Raw genomic sequence first — 15,173 nt, forward strand, 5'->3', positions numbered from 1 at the left:
GCCCACGATCTCGTCCTAATCGCGACAATGGTGGGCACGCTTCGCTTTGCCCACCCTACGGCACCGAGCTAGCTCTCCACGGTGAACGTCAGCCCCGCATTGTCCCGCAGCCGCTTGATCAGCTTGTGCTGCATCGCTGCGCCCGGGGTCCAGAACCCGGCCGGAACGTCCCCCGCGTCGCGGAGCAGGCAGATCGCGCATTCGGAGATCATCTTCGAGGTCGAACCATAGCCGGGATCGCGGTCGCCGGTGACGCCGGCGCGGACCTGGCGGCCGTCCGGCGCGATCGCGACATAAAGCAAATTGAAGAGTCCGTTCTCGCGCTCTTCCTTCGACGGCCCCTCGCCCGGCTTCGGCGCGTTCGGGCCGGTCTTCTCGGCATTGACCGCCATCACGCGCTTGGCGTTGGCCTCGCCCTTCTCGCCGGGACCGGTCAGAACCATCTCGTCGTAGACGAAGTCCTGGCCGTAGGGAAAGCCCATCAGCATGTTGGAGCGATGGACGTTGCGCGTGTTGATCAGTGCCATCATGAACGGCGCGGCCCAGGATTGCAGATCCTCCTCGTAGGCCGCTCTGTTGCCTTTCGGCTGCTTCGGACCGGTAAATCCGGGCGTCAACGCAAAATGGTCGTTGAGAATGGCGACGAGGCTGAGATCCTTGGCGACAGCATCGAAGGTCGCTTTCGCGCTCGCCGCGGTGCCGCCCGACAGGGTGCCGCGCATGTCGCGCACGCGGCCCTTGACGCGCGCAGCCGGCGCACCGAACACGCGCCTGGCCTCTTCCTGCACGAAGAACGTGCCAAGCTCGAACGGCACGGAATCGTAGCCGCAGGAAAACACGATGCGCGCGCCGCTCGCCTTGGCCGCCGCATCGTACTTGTCGATCATCTGCCGCATCCAGACCGGCTCGCCGCAGAGATCGAAATAGTCTGTGCCCGCAGCGATGCAGGCCGCGAGCAGGTCCTCGCCATAGAATTGGTACGGACCGACCGTCGTGATCACCGATCTGGTCTGCGCCACCATCGCCTTCAGCGAGGGAGCGTTCGACGCATCCGCCACGATCAGCGGCGTATCCGCGGGCGCGCCGATCGCGTCACGCACCGATTTGAGCTTGTCGAGACTACGGCCCGCCATCGCCCATGTCAGCGCCTTGTCGTCCCTGTAATGTGCCGCCAGATACTCGGCGACGAGCTGGCCGGTGAAACCGGTCGCGCCGTAGACGACGATGTCGAATTTCGCAGAGCTCATGATCGGCCTTTACTTTTTCGCGTAACTTACGCCCATGCCGGCGCGGACGTCGCTTTGAATGCCATAGGGCGGGATCGGATAGCGCAGGCCGTTTTTGGCCAGCGCCTTCATGCCTTCAATTGCCTTGGCGAGATGCGAAGGCTTCAAGGCCATCAGCATCTCCTCGTCCGGCACGCCGCCATAGCGCCGTTCGGCATAGCATGGCAAGGACAGGCTGGGCTCCCCGGTCTTGAGCGCCCGGCCCCAGGAATCCGCGCAAGCCGTCTCGCCGACGACGCCCCATTCGAACTTCTTGTAGCCGGTATATTGCAGCCCGTTGATCAGGATGATCATCTGCCCGGGGGTCGCATAGACCAGGCAGATGTCCGGCGGATCGAGCCGTCCGCTCGCGAGCGGACTGACGGCAAGCGCCTCATAGTGTCCGAACGGAACCACGTCCAGCGCCTCCTGGCGCTTGCGCGCGTCCTCCGCGGTGCCGTGCCAGACCCCGACATAATTCTCGCCGGCGAGCCATTTGTCGTCCTGCGGCGCAAGGCCGATCACCGCGCGGCATTGCGCGCCGGCAAGGTCATCGGCGGTGATGCCGACGGTCCAGCCCAGGCGCGCGGCCATGCTGACGATCTGGTCCGTGGTGTGGATCGCATTCGGCCGCCGGATTTTCGGGATCGCCTCCATCTCTGCCGCTTGCGCGAACAGCTTCATGCCGATCACTGTCGTCTTCAGCCGCAGCAGGCTGTTGAGATCGGCGACGAGGCCGCCAAGATCGATGCTGTCTGCACTCTGCTGTTGCATGGCTTCCTCCGGCCCGGCGATCGTGCGCCGTGTGTTCTTGTTTTACGGTTCTCGTTCTAGTCCTTGCCCGGTCCCGGAAGCAACTCGCCGGTCCGGCCCATCAGACGGTAGGCCACCAGGCCGATCCACTCGCGCACAGCAACTTCGGTTCGGCCCAGCCCGTCCGCGCCCATATTGGTGAAGGAGAAGAGATCGTCACGGCCGCCCATCCGCCAGTCCACGGGATAGGCCTCGACGTCAAATCCGGCCTTGCGGAAGATTCCCATCGAGCGCGGCATATGAAAGGCCGACGTCACCAGCAGCCAGCGCTCGCCCGGCTTCGGCGCCACCAACTCTTTCGTGAAGATCGCATTCTCCCAGGTGTTGCGGGAGCTCCGCTCCAGGATGAGGCGCTGCTTCGGTATGCCGAGATTTTCGAGGATCGGCGCGGAGTAGTCGGCCTCCCTCGCGTCGGTCGAGACCAGGTTCGCCGTCCCCCCGGTAAAGACGATGCGCGCATTCGGATAGCGGCGCGCGAGCTCGGCCGGCGCAAACAGACGATCGGCGGCGTGCGCGACCACCGGCGCGCGATGCGCCGCCGACAAATCGGTGTCGACCGAGCCGCCAAGCACGATGATGCCGTCGGGCGCGCCGCGCGAGGGGTCCCACGCCGGAAAGCGCGACTCCAGCGGGTAGATCAGGAGATTGCCGAGCGGCGAGAACGCCGCCAGCGCCAGCAGCACCAGCGTGGTCACCGCCAGCTTGCGGCCGAGCGCGGCAAAGCGCGTCGCCATCAGCACCAGCGACAGGATACCGAGCTCGACCATGAAGTTGATCGGCAGCAGCGCGGTGCCAAGCGTCTTGGAAAGCACGAAAAACAGGGGAGCCTCGCTGGAATGAACTGGCCGGTCCGCGCGGGGCTTGACCTGCCCGGCGATCTTCAGAAATCTTCTTGAAAGAGGATCGATCGCCGGGTCAAGCTCGGCCTGATGAAAGCGACCGGACGCGGCAAATGACCCATCACCACCTGCATTCCAGCCCCAAAACCTGCCATTGGGGCTTCTTCGAAGCCGCGCTCAAGCCCGTGCTCACCGTCGCGAGCGGTGACGAGGTGACGGTCGACACCATCAGCGGCGGCCCCGACATGCTGCCCGATCGCGACAAGTTTCACATTCCTCCCGAGGTGTTCGAGGTTCATGCCAACAACGAGCGCATGCTGCCCGGCCACATCCTCACCGGCCCGATCGCGGTCGAAGGCGCCGAGCCCGGCGACGTGCTCGCGGTCGAGATCCTCGACGTCCAGCTCCGACAGGATTGGGGCTGGAACATGATCAAGCCGCTGTCCGGCACCCTGCCCGACGATTTCCACGAGACGCGCATCCTGAACATCCCGCTGGACCGGACGCGAATGGTCGGCCGTATGCCGTGGGGCCTCGACCTGCCGCTGAAGCCGTTCTTCGGCGTGATGGGCGTGTCGCCGCCGCCGGCCTGGGGCCGCATCTCCTCGCTGATCCCGCGCGCCATGGGCGGCAATCTCGACAACAAGGAGCTCGGCGCCGGCGCAACGCTCTATTTGCCGGTGTTCGTGCCGGGCGCGATGTTCTCCTGCGGCGACGGCCATGGCGTGCAGGGCGACGGCGAGGTCTGCGTCACCGCGATCGAGACCGCGCTGCAGGGCCACTTCCGCCTGACGCTGCGCAAGGACCTGAAGTTCGACTATCCCCGCGCCGAGACGGCGACCCACTACATGACCATGGCGATGGATCCCGACCTCGACCAGTGCGTCGTGCGCGCGTTACGCGACATGATCGCGCTGCTCGGCGAGACGCGAAACCTGTCGCGCGAGGATGCCTACACGCTGTGCAGCCTGGCGGCCGATCTGCGCGTGACCCAGACCGTCAACGGCGCCAAGGGCATCCATTGCATGATCGAAAAGGCCATCGTGCACGGCTGAGCCGGCCCGCTCCTCCCGACCTATCGACGCCACGCCGCCGCCGGGACTCCCGCGCGGCGCGCCTCGTCGCGTCTAATTTCCTGTGCGATTCCAATATTCTGAGCATCAAACTCAGCCTGGATTTGACTTCCATCCCCGAACCTAAATAGAGTCTTAATCGTTACTTTTATGTACCCGAGTAAGAGGCTAGCGTTCGGGCCATGGCCACCGAAAAAGCCGAGACTGACCGTATTCCCGTAACCTTGGCGCTCTCGACCATCACCTACCTGGAGAAGCTGGTGAGACAGGGCACCCACGGCACCAGCGTTCCCGGCGTCGCACGTACCCTGATCGAGGAAGGCATCCGTCTCGCCATCAAGGACGGGCTTTTGTCGATTCGCGACAATGGCAGGACGTGAGCGCGCGCCGAACGTGAGGCGGACGGATCTCGGAAGGCGGATGGCTACATCTGCAACCTGGGACCGTGACACATGCCTGTTCTTTCACCCACCTGGACCGACGATCGCATCGAACTTCTGAAGCGGCATTTCGAGGCCGGCCTCTCCTGCCGCGAGATCGCCGCCGATATCGGCGTCAGCCGCAACGCGGTAATCGGCAAGCTGTCCCGCCTCAATCTCACGCGCGGCCGCACCATCGACGAGCGCAAGGTTCAGGACCGGCCGGCGCGGGCGCCGAGAGCCGTGCCGCGGCTGCAATATGAGATGCTCGCCACGATCTATGGCGACACCGACGCACCCGTGGCCACAGGTCCGATTGACGACGCCAATCGCTGCTCGCTGATGGAGCTGGCCGAGAACCGCTGCCGTTGGCCGATCTCGACGCCGGGCGCCGAGGATTTCTGCTTCTGCGGCAATGCCGCGCCCGACGCTCAGCCCTATTGCGCCGGCCACAGCCGCCTCGCCTACCGACCGAACGGACGCGCCCGCGTGATGCGCGGGTAGCATCTGTTTGACGCGTTTTCTTGACGCGAACCGGTATCCACTTTGTTCGAAAACGCTGTGCCTCCCAAAAACGAAAAACCTCCGGCGGGGCATCGCCGGAGGCTTCTGGAGGCTTAGCGTGAAGCTAAGAGCCGCAACTTTCGTATTTGGCTTGGAACCATATAGCTTAGTAACTCATGTAAGTAAATAAATCTGAGGCGATTGAATCGCATAGCTCGTCTTCGTCCGCCGCACGGACGGTTGGATTGCGAAGATCTCCGCAAACAAAAGGCCCCGGCGGTCTCCCGCCGGGGCCCTGTCGCATCGAGGGACGTTAAGCTTACCAGTTGCGCTGGGCGCGCAGCAGCATGCTGTAGGTGTCCTGGTCCTTCAGCTCGTAGGTCGCCGCCGGCTTGGCGACGCCCGTCAGTGCTCCGGTCGTGATCACGCCCGAGTACTTCTGGTCGAGATGGCTGTAGGTGAAGTCAGCCGAGAAGGTCAGGTTCTTCACCGGCGTCCAGCGGGTGATGACACCGACCTGGCCGATGTTGAAGTCCGGGTTGCAGGAGCCGGTCAGGGTGGCGAACGCCGCGCTGCCGCAGATCATGCTCTTCGCCGTGCCGCTGTAGTTGACCGCAGCCCACGCGCCGTACAGCGCCGTGTTCCAGTACGGGCTCCAGTTGTGGGTGAAGGCCCCCCGGAAGCCGTAGGTCTTGGTCAGCTCGAGCTGGCCGCCCGGTCCGAACACCGCGTCGGACACGCCGGCGAAGCCGATGCTCTGATAGGCGGCATTCGAGCTGCCGAACATCGAGTAGCTGGTCGCGGCCAGCTCCTGGAAGTTGTAGCGGCTGGCGCCTTCGGTGTAGACGCCCGAGATGTTGATCACGTCGCCGGCGCCGGTCGGGATGTTCTTGATGCCCAACGCGAGCTGAACGGCCCAGCCCCATTTGTCTTCGGGATGACCGGTCACTTCGGTCGCACCGTAATAGGCGACATGGTTGTCGTGCGCGGCGACCGACGCCTGGAACAGGCCCCAGGCCTGGTCGACGCGAACCATGGCGACGAGGTCGGGCGAGCGGGTGCCGCCGAGGTCGTTGGAGCCGTAGGCACCGCCGAGAACGCCGGTGGTGGACATGCCCGCGGTGTTCCAGATGTTGGTCTGGAAAACCTGCGTCTGGTCCTGCGCCGAGAACGCGGCCGTCACACCCTGGCCGAAATCGGCAGTGTAGGTGAACTGGGTCACGCCGTTGGTGGTGCCGCTGCCGCCGACGAGCTGGTCGAAATTGTTGCCGGGATAGTTGATCCAGGGCGCGTCGAACTGCGACACGGCCTTACCCATGGTGAAGCCGGCGAACTGGACGAAGGCGTAGTAGACGCCGAGCGCGCCGCCGGAGAGATTGCCGTCGGTGCCGTTGATGTTGCCGCCGCTCGAGCCGGTGAGGCCTGTGCCGGCCGCGTTGAGGCCGATCGTGCCGCTGTACTGGGTCGCCCCCGTGCCCGAACCGGTCCCGCCATAGCTGCCGGTCGTCCAGGTGAAGACCGCGTCGAAATAGGTGCGGACCACGCCGTACTCGGTCGCGGTGCGCGTGTCGATGTTGAGGTCTTCACGAGCGCGCATCGAGTAGTAGTTGGTGAGGCGGTTGTTGGCCGCGAACACGCCGTTGTACTGGGCGCTGTAATTGCCGCCGGCGTTGAGCGCCACTTCGGCACGCACATAGCCGCCGAGCTTGATGCAGGTGTCGCTGCCCGGGATGTAGTAGAAGCCCGCGCCGTACAGCGTGCAGATCTTGACGTACTCGACTGCCTTGGCCTTGACCGGAAGATCGGCCGCCTGGGCTCCAGCGACGGCGATCAGACCCGCCGCAGTGCCGAGCAAAAGGCTCTTCACCACTTTCATCTCAAAAACCTCCAAGTTGCTCATTTTACGGAGACCGGACCGTGAGGCCCCCCAAGATCCCCGTCTCCATCAATCCGCTCGGCCGCTTTCGGACACACCCGCTTTCGACGCGAGCAACGTGAGCGAACCACCTGCAACGGGACGATCGAGAACCCCCCACCGTCAGGACCAATATGCCTGCGTCGTTCACTAATCAAAATACTTTATTAAGTCAGCTTTCCGGTTTTCGCTAAGCCTGTGCCCCGCGCGCAACACCGGGGCCGGGCCAATCGCTGACCTGATCATCTTTGTAGTTTTAGTGACGAAATTACCCTGCCCTGCACTTGCGTCAGAGCAGGCTTGCGTGGACTATGGCCCTCCACGAACACCGGCCTGAACAATCGGTTCACGGGAGTGACGCTGTGTCCGCGACGAGGAAGGAAGGAGCGCGCCTGCGCTCGATCGGCAATCTGGATATCATCAGGCGCTTCACCTGGGAGATATCGTCGATCAACATGTATCTGGAGGAGCTGCGTCAGTTCTGGGCGAAGACGCTCGGCATCAGCGGCCCGCAATGGCTGATCCTGATGGCCATCTCCGATCTCGACAAGGACGACGGCATTCCGGTCAACGTCGTCTCCAAGCTCCTCCACGTCGATCCGTCTTTCGTCACCACCCAGTCCAAGCTGCTCGAAAAGAAGGGTCTGCTGCGCCGTCGCCCCTCGCCGACCGACGCCAGGGTGGTCCGGCTGTCACTGACCGACAAGACCCAGAAGCACATTGCAAGCCTCAATGAGCAGTACAAGACGATCCGCGAGTTCGTCTTCCAGGAGTTCGACGAGAACGAATTGACGGAATTCACCGGCAAGCTCGCGACGCTGAAGAACCGCCTCCAGAAAGCCTGCGTCCGGATCTCGCTCGACTTCTAGGGTCCTGGGGCCCCGCGCTCAGATCCGCCGCGCGGCGGTGCCGAGCCGCGATTCGAGCCAGTCGAAGATGTATTCGTTGGCAAGGCTCGGATTGTCTGCATGGGCCTGCGCCGCGCCGGTTTCGGCCGCGGTGAACACCTTCAGCATGACATCCGAGGTGGCGAGCCGGGAGCTCTCGACGATCTGACGCGCCCGATCGGCCTTGAGCCAGCCGTCCTCGCCGAGCGTGATCAGCACCGGACAGTCGGCGCTGGAGGCCATCAGCGGCGCATGCGGCACCGGCACGATGCTGACGTCGCTCATCGCAAATCGGCTGGCAAAGAAGGCCCGCTCGTGCAGGTCCCACAGGCCGCCGTCGCAGACGGCGGCGGCAAGCCGCGGCTCCTGCAACACCGCGCGCGCTACGAAGGACGAGCCCCAGCCGTCGGCGATGATCCCGACCCGGGCGAAATCGATGTCGCCGCGCGTCTCCAGATAGTCCATGACGCCGGGAATCGCGCTCTCGAGATCCCGGCGCCGCAACAGCGCGTCGAGATAGTCGTCGCGCTGGTCGCCGAACAGGTCGAGCGCCAGCATCGAGAATCCACGCTCGCGCGCATGCGGCACGAGCTTGAACAGGAATTCCTCCTTGCGATGGCCGGGCTCGCCGATGCAGATCACGGTCGGAGCCCGTCCGCTTCCCGACGGCGCGGGAAGGAAATAGCCCTGCAACGCATGTCCGTCGAGCCAGGGGATCGTCACGACTTCGCCGGCCGGGCCGCGCGCCGCGAGGTAGCGGCGGGCACATTCCTGCATCGCGAGCACCGCGACCCAGCGGCGCTCGTCGGCCGGGTCGAGCGGCATCGCCGCCGCACCGTAGTAGTTCATGGCGCGCAGCCAGTTGCGCTGCGCGCTCGCCATGTGGCCTTCCGCGAACGCGGCCTCTGCGCGCTGCCGATTGGCTTGCGCGAGCTTCTTCCACTCGCGATGCCATGACCGGTCGTCGCCGCGCTTCAGCTGCCGCGCGATCATCAGGCATTCGGCGATCGTGGCGCCGCCCTCCTGGGCCGCGGTCAAGAGCCGCGTAAATTCAGCGGAGATGTCCTCCCGCTCCGGGCAAAGGATCCAGTCGTCGGAGAGGCATGCGGGAATCATCGGAGCTACGCTCTATCATCGCGTTATCCCTGATTGACTAAACTATTTCAGTTTACCGACCAAGCAGCCGTGCACCGAATGAGAGCCGTTCGAGATCACCATCGCTTGAACGAAACGACCCCCTCGCATGCGTGACATTCCAATTCGTCATGAGGCGATGAACATTGGCAGGAGGTGGCACGTACAATTATCTGCGCACCTCTTGCCATGATGATTATCATACCTATATCCGCGCGCCTTTCGAGGCGATCTCAACCGAGCCGCCAGCCGACCTCCTGCGTAAAGCTATCGTAGAAGGCGCGGTCATAGGCCTGCTCCGGCGTAGCGCGCACGCGTTCGTCGAGACGCTTGGCGTCCTCGCCGACGAGGATGCGCCATCGCTCCGCCTTGACCCCGTCGAGAATGATCTTCGCGGCCTGTGCCGCCGTCGTCGGCGCATCCTCCAGGAAGCTGCGGGCGCGCTCGGCGAACGCCGCCTGGATGTCCTCGTCCGACATCTTGTCGGCATCCGGCACGCCGGCCGCGACCATGCGCTTGCGGGTCAGCGCGACCTCGTCCGCGTTGAGCCGCTCCGACCCGTCGGCGCTCTGCACCTTGCGCGAATTGGAGACGATCGAGGTGCCGATGTGACCAGGCATCACCACCGAGCATTTGACGTGCGGGGCGTGCAGTCGGAGGTCGTTGATCAGTGCTTCGGTAAATCCCTTCACCGCGAATTTGGCCGAGCTGTAGGCGGTGTGCGCCTGGCCCATGCCGATCGAGGCCCAGAAGCCGTTGACGCTCGCGGTGTTGACGATGTGGGCCTCGTCCGCCGCGACCAGCATCGGCAGGAAGGTGCGCACGCCGAGATAGACGCCGCCCCAGCAGATGTTGAAGGTGCGCTCCCACTGCTCGCGCGTGTTGGTGAACAGGCTGCCGCCACCGCCGATGCCGGCGTTGTTGAACAGCAGATGGATCCTGTCGGTCTTCTGCTGCTCGGCGAGCTCGTCGCGAAAACGCTTCAGATGATCCTCGATCGAGACGTCGGCGACATGCGTCGTGACGCGCAGGCCTTGCGGCAGCTTCTCGATCTCGCAGAGCCGCTTGGTCTCCGCCATCGCGGCTTGCGAGACGTCGCACATCGCGACATTGCAGCCCTCGGCAACGAGTTGCCGCGCGAGCTCGCGCCCCATTCCCGTGCCGCCGCCGGTGATGACCGCGATCTTTCCTGCGAAATCCTTCATGGGACTTTCGGCCCCTCCCTTGTCGGTATGTTTCTTCACAGCGCCGCTTGCCGGACGCGCGCACGAAATGTAGCAGCGCCGCATCCGCAAATGAAAGCGGATCGGGGATGCAATCTTCGGCATCAATTATTTCGGCGTGCGGACTATTGGCCTGCAGTCGCCACGCGGTCGTTGCAGATGAGAGGAGACCGCGACGCGGTTGTCTCGAAGGACGAGGCGCTTGCTCAATCGTCGCCGGAAGCACACGCGATAGCCCGGCCGTTGCGCGGGAGCGTCCGCGGCGCTGCTGCCACAGTTGGGGCAAAAGTGCCCGGTTCCCGTATTTGTCCGGCTTCGGTTTATGGGTAATTTTTTTACAATCCGAATCATCAAATGGACTCCGGACGCTGGGTCGAGTCGGCCAGGCCAGCGTGTTGTTTGCGTGTCACAGGCTCTGGCACTCCGCTTGCATCCTCTTCGTGGTCTGAAACTACCGATGAGGTGACAGGAATGTTCGTGACCGTCGTTGCCGTGCTCTGCCGGCTGAGTGCAGCCAGCTCAGGCAGTTGCATCGAGGAAATCGTGACCGACAGCAACATGACGCCCGAGATGTCGTTGATGCAATGTGCGATCGGCGCACAGGCGCCGTTGGCGAAATGGATGGGCGAGCATCCGATCTATCACGCCAATTGGCGCCTGGATCGGTACAAATGCGTGCCCGGCCATTACGAGATCAAGGGCCACGCCTAAGGCCCCGCAAAACTACTGATCCGAAGACGACGGATACGAGGAAACGCCCGGGGGCCGCTTGTCCCTTCGCGGGCACTGCCAGCGCCAAGCCCCAGCGAGGCGGCGCGCCCTGTGACCACGGTCACACGCTTCTCCCATCACGCCACCGCGCGCATGATGAGCGCCCGCGCCTTGCGCCCCTCCGGGGTCGGCATCAGCGCGTAATTGTGCGGCTGGTCACGCAGCAGATGCAGCTCGACCGGCACGCCCACCGCCCTCGCCCGCTCGGCGAGATCGACGCTGTCGGGGTAAAGCAGATCGCGCGTCCCTGCGAAGATCGTCATCGGCGCAAGCGCGCGGAAGGCGCCGTTGAGCGGGCTGACGAAGGGATGGCCGATATCGAGCTCGCCGGCGTAGAGTCGCCCGGCCTCGACGATGCCCGGAATGTCCTGGATCGGATCGCGCTTTGCGATCTCGATCTGCTCCGGACGGCTGACCGAGGCATCGGCCGCGGGCGAGATCAGCACCATCTGGTCCGGCTGCCGATGCCCGCGATCGCGCAGCCATTGGCACGCCGCGAGTGCGAGCCCTACGCCGGCCGAGTTGCCTGCTACCGTGACCTTCGCAGACCCGGCGTCTTCCAGCAGCATGCGCAACAGCTCGGCCGTCGCCGGCACGACATCCTTCGCGGTGGCGCGCGGCGCCAGCGGATAGATCGGTACGACGCACACGACGTTCGCCTTGCGCGTCATCTGGCCTATGAGGCGCCAATGCGCCGGCACGATCTCGTTGATGTAGCCGCCGCCATGCAGGAACATCACGAAATTGCAGCCCTCATGTCCCGACGCCGGCGCGGTGTAATAGACCGGCCAACCGCCCATCTTCGTCAGCGTCACCTCAACGTCGCGCCCCAGGTTCGGCGGCTCGAACGAAGCCGGCTGCAAGGCGAGCTTCTGCACATGCGCCTGCACCGCTTCGGCTGATGCCAGCTGCTGCTTGTAGGGCAGCAGGGCGAGCAGCGCGTTGAAGCCGCGGCTCTGCAGGCTCGGCCCGGGCTCACGGCTCCGAGGCGCGCAAAGATCTGGACAAAACTGCAGGGCCGACACGATCCTTGCGACGCTCATGGACAGTTCTCCGCCTGGCTGGGCATCCATATGGCGACGAAGAGGCTTGCCGACAGGTCGCCATATGCGCGTATAATGCGAGCATTCGCTCGCTTTTCCTACTCGCATTCGGATCGCAAAGCCCATGGCGCGCACGCCGCCGACAAAACCCCGGAAAAACGCTTTGCAGGCGCGCTCACGCGCCACCGTCGACGCGTTGGTCGAGGCGACCGCTCGCATTCTGGTCCGCGACGGTTTCGAGAAGGCCAGCACAAACCGCATCGCCGAGATCGCCGGCGTCAGCGTCGGCTCGCTCTACCAGTATTTTCCGAGCAAGGAAGCGCTCGTCGCCGCCGTGATCGACCGTCACAACGAGGAGATCATGGGCATTGTCCGCACCGCGCTCGCGGAAGTCGCCGACCTACCGATCGACAAGGCGGTGCGAAAGCTCGTCACCATCGCAATCGAAGCCCACCGCATCGACCCGAAACTGCACCGGGTGCTCGCCGAGCAGATCCCCCGCACCGGCCAGCTCAAAGACGTCGAAGCCTTCAACCGCGAGGTCCATGACCTCGTGCGCACCTATCTCGAAAGCCGCCGCAAGGAGATGCGCAAGATCGACCTCGACGTCGCGACCTTCATCTGCGTCAGTTCGATCGAGGCGGTCGCGCACAACACGGTGCTGAACGGACCCGAAATGCTGTCGGAGAAGATGGTGCGGACGCTGGTCGACGAGACGACGCGGATGGTCGTGGGGTATTTGAGGTAGGCGGCCCTTAGAGAGATCTGATCTAGGCTCAAAAGTGATAGTTCACGCCCACTCGCGCCACGTGGAAATCCGCCCGGCCGAAATTCGCCGTGTATTTGGACAGGGTCGGGCCAATGCCCGTTGCGAGTGCGGTGGCCGTCACTGACGATTTGCCGAGGTCGACGTAGAGATATTCGGCCTTGAAGCTCCAGCGAGGCGCAAAGCGCCATTCGCCGCCTCCACCCACCGTCCAGCCAGCCTGAATGCGGGAATCGGTGCCCGTAAAGCAAGTCGATCCGATCGTACAGCTGAATGAAGTGCCGGCGACGGAGACACTGAAAGCGCCACCCGGTCCGTTCGCGATGTAGTCGTCGAATGTCGCCACTCGACCAAAAGCAAAGCCGCCGGTCCCATACAGAAGAACGCTAGGCGTGACCAGCGCCCCCAGACGCCCACGAATGCTCCCCCACCAGTCAATCTTTTGCTCGGCCGAGATGGTCTGCGCGAAAGCTGGGGGCAGAATCGGCGTTGTTTCGCGACCGCTTCCGCGCAAGCTGGATGCGCTCAAGTCACCTTCAACGCCGACGAGCCATTTGCCACCCAGCTGCCAATTGTAGCCCGCTTGCAGGCCCCCCGTGACACCACTCATCGAAAAATCGTGAGGGTTGGGAGCAACCTGCCCCGCAAACGGAGGCGCAATCGGAACTCCAGGATTGAAGATGAAAGCGGAGGCCGCGTCACCGGTGAAATTCACGGTCCGGTCTGCCCATGCGCCGCCAACGTTGCCGCCAGCATAGAATCCCGTCCAGCTTGGGCTGGAGTCAGCCGTGCGCGCTTTCGTGAAAAGTGCGGGGCTTTGGTCAGCAGCTTCCGCCCCCGACGCGACACTCGCCAAGACTGCTACAGCAGCCAGTGCTCTTCCCACGGGACGCCCCCTCCGCGATTCCAACGCGCCCGAAATTCTTAAATCATGTTGACGCTGCACGCTGTGACGCCAGGGCAACACTCGCGGAACGTTGCAACCCAAGCGGAAACGTGCGGCCCACGGTAAACCCGGCCGAAAAGGAATTTGATTCTTTGAAAAATGGTCGGAGCGAGAGGATTTGAACCTCCGACCCCTAGTCTCCCAGGCGACGGCAGATCGTTGCTTCTACGGGAGAATTTTTGGAAACGACGGAGCGGCTTCGGTTTGCAAAGACAGGGTCTTTTACCGAAATTGTAAACCGATCGGGAGGCTGCACACGGCGCCAGCGAACGGCCGAGCGTGGCTGTGCTTGATACACACTTTGCTACACATCGCCGGGAATTTGTTCTCTCTGTGTTCTCATGCCATAACGCCGCCCATGACCGACGAACTCTCCCTGCGCCGCGCCGTGATAGGCGGTAAAACCGCGCCTGACGACCATGTCGTGATCTGGGACCATCTTCACATCGGCCGCATTTTCAGAACCACTGCCGTCGGCGGCGGCGCCGATTGGTCCTGGTCATGCTTTCTGCCCAACGTGCCGCAGCGGAGTGCCCATCGCGGCCACGCCGCCAGCCTGGACGCGGCCAAGATGGCGTTCCGATCCGCTTGGGCGGCTTTGCAATCGGACCCTCAGTTACGACGAGATCAAGCAGGCGCGCGTGACCGACGCCGACCGCAGCCGTCCCTGGCATAAGGGCGCATGACGGGAGCGCCGGCGAGTTCGACGAGCCGATCGCGCTGGCTTTCCAGGAACGAAGGCCCGGGGATGAGATTATGAGTCTCGCTGGCTTGCCGCCGAGCTGGCGGAGCGGACCCCGGCCCATACCCCCCTAGCGCCCCTGCGAGCCGGGGCCGTCTCTCCGCTGCTTTTGTATCGGAGTATGCGTATGCGTTCCTCGCCCTCGATCGTGCCGGCCGATCGCCTCGACCGCGACATCTACCTGGTGCTTGAGGATTTCGGCGCGGGTGCCGGGTGCGCATGGCGTGAGACCGACGAGGCCGACACCGATCTCGAGACCGTCCTACAGGACATCCTCTCCGGCCAATATGCCTATCCGCTTCGGATCGTGCGCTTCAATGCGATCGAGCGCTGGTCCCGCGACGCGACGTCCGACCTTGCCGACGCGCTGGCCGAGCGCGCCGCCAACTCCGACGCCGAGATCTCGCCGGCTCTGCAGGATTTCATCAACGCCAACGCGACGCGACGATTTGACCTGCAGCTCGCCCTGCCCCTGCGCGGCGCTGCCCGATGACATCTGAAGGCAGGCCTGTGGGCTCGGCGAAATGCGCCGCGGCCGGCCGGCGCGCGGGGCGAACATGCCATTCACGGCCGCGTGTACGAAGCCAATTGAGGCCTCCAACGAAGCGAAGCTGAAACAATGCAATCCGATACTGCGACGGTAACGACCGTTGCGGGAGGCTCAAATGCGTAGCCTGATTTTCGGTACGGCTCTCCTGGCGCTGGCGACCATCGGATGTTCCACGTTTATTTCCGCTGCCCTTTCTGCCGCGAGGGATGCAAAGGCCGCAACATTCTCAGAACGGTTCGCGCCGGCAATGACTCTCCCAGCCGGCTAGGTCCGCCAGCGTGAA

Annotated in this window: 16 protein-coding genes; 8 read left to right on the forward strand and 8 right to left on the reverse strand. The window is 63.9% G+C overall.

What is annotated here, in order from left to right; translation table 11 throughout:
* Positions 1 to 68 precede the first annotated feature (68 nt).
* The 3 genes from GGD61_RS29935 to GGD61_RS29945 are packed head-to-tail and all read right to left on the reverse strand — an operon-like array spanning position 69 to position 2,845.
* Positions 69 to 1,247, reverse strand: coding sequence for a trans-acting enoyl reductase family protein (locus tag GGD61_RS29935; protein WP_092257433.1), 1,179 nt, complete (start codon positions 1,245 to 1,247; stop codon positions 69 to 71).
* A 9-nt stretch (positions 1,248 to 1,256) separates the two neighbouring features.
* Positions 1,257 to 2,039, reverse strand: coding sequence for a DUF169 domain-containing protein (locus GGD61_RS29940; RefSeq protein ID WP_183231729.1), 783 nt, complete (start codon positions 2,037 to 2,039; stop codon positions 1,257 to 1,259).
* A 56-nt stretch (positions 2,040 to 2,095) separates the two neighbouring features.
* The gene (locus GGD61_RS29945; RefSeq protein ID WP_210311235.1) at positions 2,096 to 2,845 is read right to left on the reverse strand and encodes a YdcF family protein; all 750 of its coding nucleotides are present in this window, start codon (positions 2,843 to 2,845) and stop codon (positions 2,096 to 2,098) included.
* A 185-nt stretch (positions 2,846 to 3,030) separates the two neighbouring features.
* On the opposite strand from GGD61_RS29945, the gene GGD61_RS29950 reads away from it, so the two are divergent.
* The 3 genes from GGD61_RS29950 (at position 3,031) to GGD61_RS29960 (ending at position 4,913) form a co-directional block, all read left to right on the forward strand.
* Positions 3,031 to 3,972, forward strand: coding sequence for an acetamidase/formamidase family protein (locus GGD61_RS29950; RefSeq protein ID WP_183231730.1), 942 nt, complete (start codon positions 3,031 to 3,033; stop codon positions 3,970 to 3,972).
* A gap of 200 nt (positions 3,973 to 4,172) precedes the next feature.
* Positions 4,173 to 4,370 (forward strand): hypothetical protein, encoded by a 198-nt coding sequence (locus GGD61_RS29955; RefSeq protein WP_007603456.1) that lies wholly within the window; start codon positions 4,173 to 4,175, stop codon positions 4,368 to 4,370.
* A gap of 72 nt (positions 4,371 to 4,442) precedes the next feature.
* On the forward strand, positions 4,443 to 4,913 hold the full coding sequence (locus GGD61_RS29960) for a GcrA family cell cycle regulator (protein WP_092257442.1): 471 nt from the start codon (positions 4,443 to 4,445) through the stop codon (positions 4,911 to 4,913).
* A 319-nt stretch (positions 4,914 to 5,232) separates the two neighbouring features.
* Here the strand turns inward: GGD61_RS29960 and GGD61_RS29965 are convergent, their stop codons facing one another.
* Positions 5,233 to 6,789, reverse strand: a complete 1,557-nt coding sequence (locus GGD61_RS29965; protein WP_092257785.1) for a porin — start codon at positions 6,787 to 6,789, stop codon at positions 5,233 to 5,235.
* Between the two features lie 401 nt (positions 6,790 to 7,190).
* Here GGD61_RS29965 and GGD61_RS29970 point away from each other — a divergent pair, with 401 nt between their 5' ends.
* Positions 7,191 to 7,697: a MarR family winged helix-turn-helix transcriptional regulator gene (locus tag GGD61_RS29970; RefSeq protein ID WP_026202299.1), complete on the forward strand. Its 507-nt coding sequence runs from the start codon at positions 7,191 to 7,193 to the stop codon at positions 7,695 to 7,697.
* Positions 7,698 to 7,715: 18 nt separating this feature from the next.
* On the opposite strand, the gene GGD61_RS29975 is transcribed toward GGD61_RS29970, so the two are convergent.
* Complete coding sequence (locus tag GGD61_RS29975; protein ID WP_092257444.1) at positions 7,716 to 8,831, reverse strand: S9 family peptidase; 1,116 nt, start codon at positions 8,829 to 8,831, stop codon at positions 7,716 to 7,718.
* Between the two features lie 251 nt (positions 8,832 to 9,082).
* Positions 9,083 to 10,054 carry an SDR family oxidoreductase gene (locus tag GGD61_RS29980; RefSeq protein ID WP_092257788.1) on the reverse strand — a complete coding sequence of 324 codons (972 nt, stop codon included), beginning with the start codon at positions 10,052 to 10,054 and terminating at the stop codon, positions 9,083 to 9,085.
* A gap of 489 nt (positions 10,055 to 10,543) precedes the next feature.
* Here GGD61_RS29980 and GGD61_RS29985 point away from each other — a divergent pair, with 489 nt between their 5' ends.
* Positions 10,544 to 10,783, forward strand: coding sequence for a hypothetical protein (locus GGD61_RS29985; protein WP_092257446.1), 240 nt, complete (start codon positions 10,544 to 10,546; stop codon positions 10,781 to 10,783).
* 137 nt (positions 10,784 to 10,920) lie between these two features.
* On the opposite strand, the gene GGD61_RS29990 is transcribed toward GGD61_RS29985, so the two are convergent.
* A complete protein-coding gene (locus GGD61_RS29990; RefSeq protein ID WP_183231731.1) occupies positions 10,921 to 11,886 on the reverse strand; it encodes an alpha/beta hydrolase in 966 nt (321 codons plus the stop codon).
* A 163-nt stretch (positions 11,887 to 12,049) separates the two neighbouring features.
* On the opposite strand from GGD61_RS29990, the gene GGD61_RS29995 reads away from it, so the two are divergent.
* Positions 12,050 to 12,634: a TetR/AcrR family transcriptional regulator gene (locus GGD61_RS29995; RefSeq protein ID WP_244550671.1), complete on the forward strand. Its 585-nt coding sequence runs from the start codon at positions 12,050 to 12,052 to the stop codon at positions 12,632 to 12,634.
* Positions 12,635 to 12,662: 28 nt separating this feature from the next.
* On the opposite strand, the gene GGD61_RS30000 is transcribed toward GGD61_RS29995, so the two are convergent.
* On the reverse strand, positions 12,663 to 13,619 hold the full coding sequence (locus GGD61_RS30000) for an outer membrane beta-barrel protein (RefSeq protein ID WP_312012748.1): 957 nt from the start codon (positions 13,617 to 13,619) through the stop codon (positions 12,663 to 12,665).
* Between the two features lie 337 nt (positions 13,620 to 13,956).
* On the opposite strand from GGD61_RS30000, the gene GGD61_RS30005 reads away from it, so the two are divergent.
* Both GGD61_RS30005 and GGD61_RS30010 read left to right on the forward strand, forming a co-directional pair.
* Complete coding sequence (locus tag GGD61_RS30005; RefSeq protein ID WP_244550672.1) at positions 13,957 to 14,274, forward strand: hypothetical protein; 318 nt, start codon at positions 13,957 to 13,959, stop codon at positions 14,272 to 14,274.
* Positions 14,275 to 14,467: 193 nt separating this feature from the next.
* Positions 14,468 to 14,833: a hypothetical protein gene (locus tag GGD61_RS30010; protein ID WP_092257457.1), complete on the forward strand. Its 366-nt coding sequence runs from the start codon at positions 14,468 to 14,470 to the stop codon at positions 14,831 to 14,833.
* Positions 14,834 to 15,173 lie beyond the last annotated feature (340 nt).

It is taken from the genome of Bradyrhizobium sp. SBR1B (assembly GCF_014198205.1).
GTDB lineage: Bacteria > Pseudomonadota > Alphaproteobacteria > Rhizobiales > Xanthobacteraceae > Bradyrhizobium.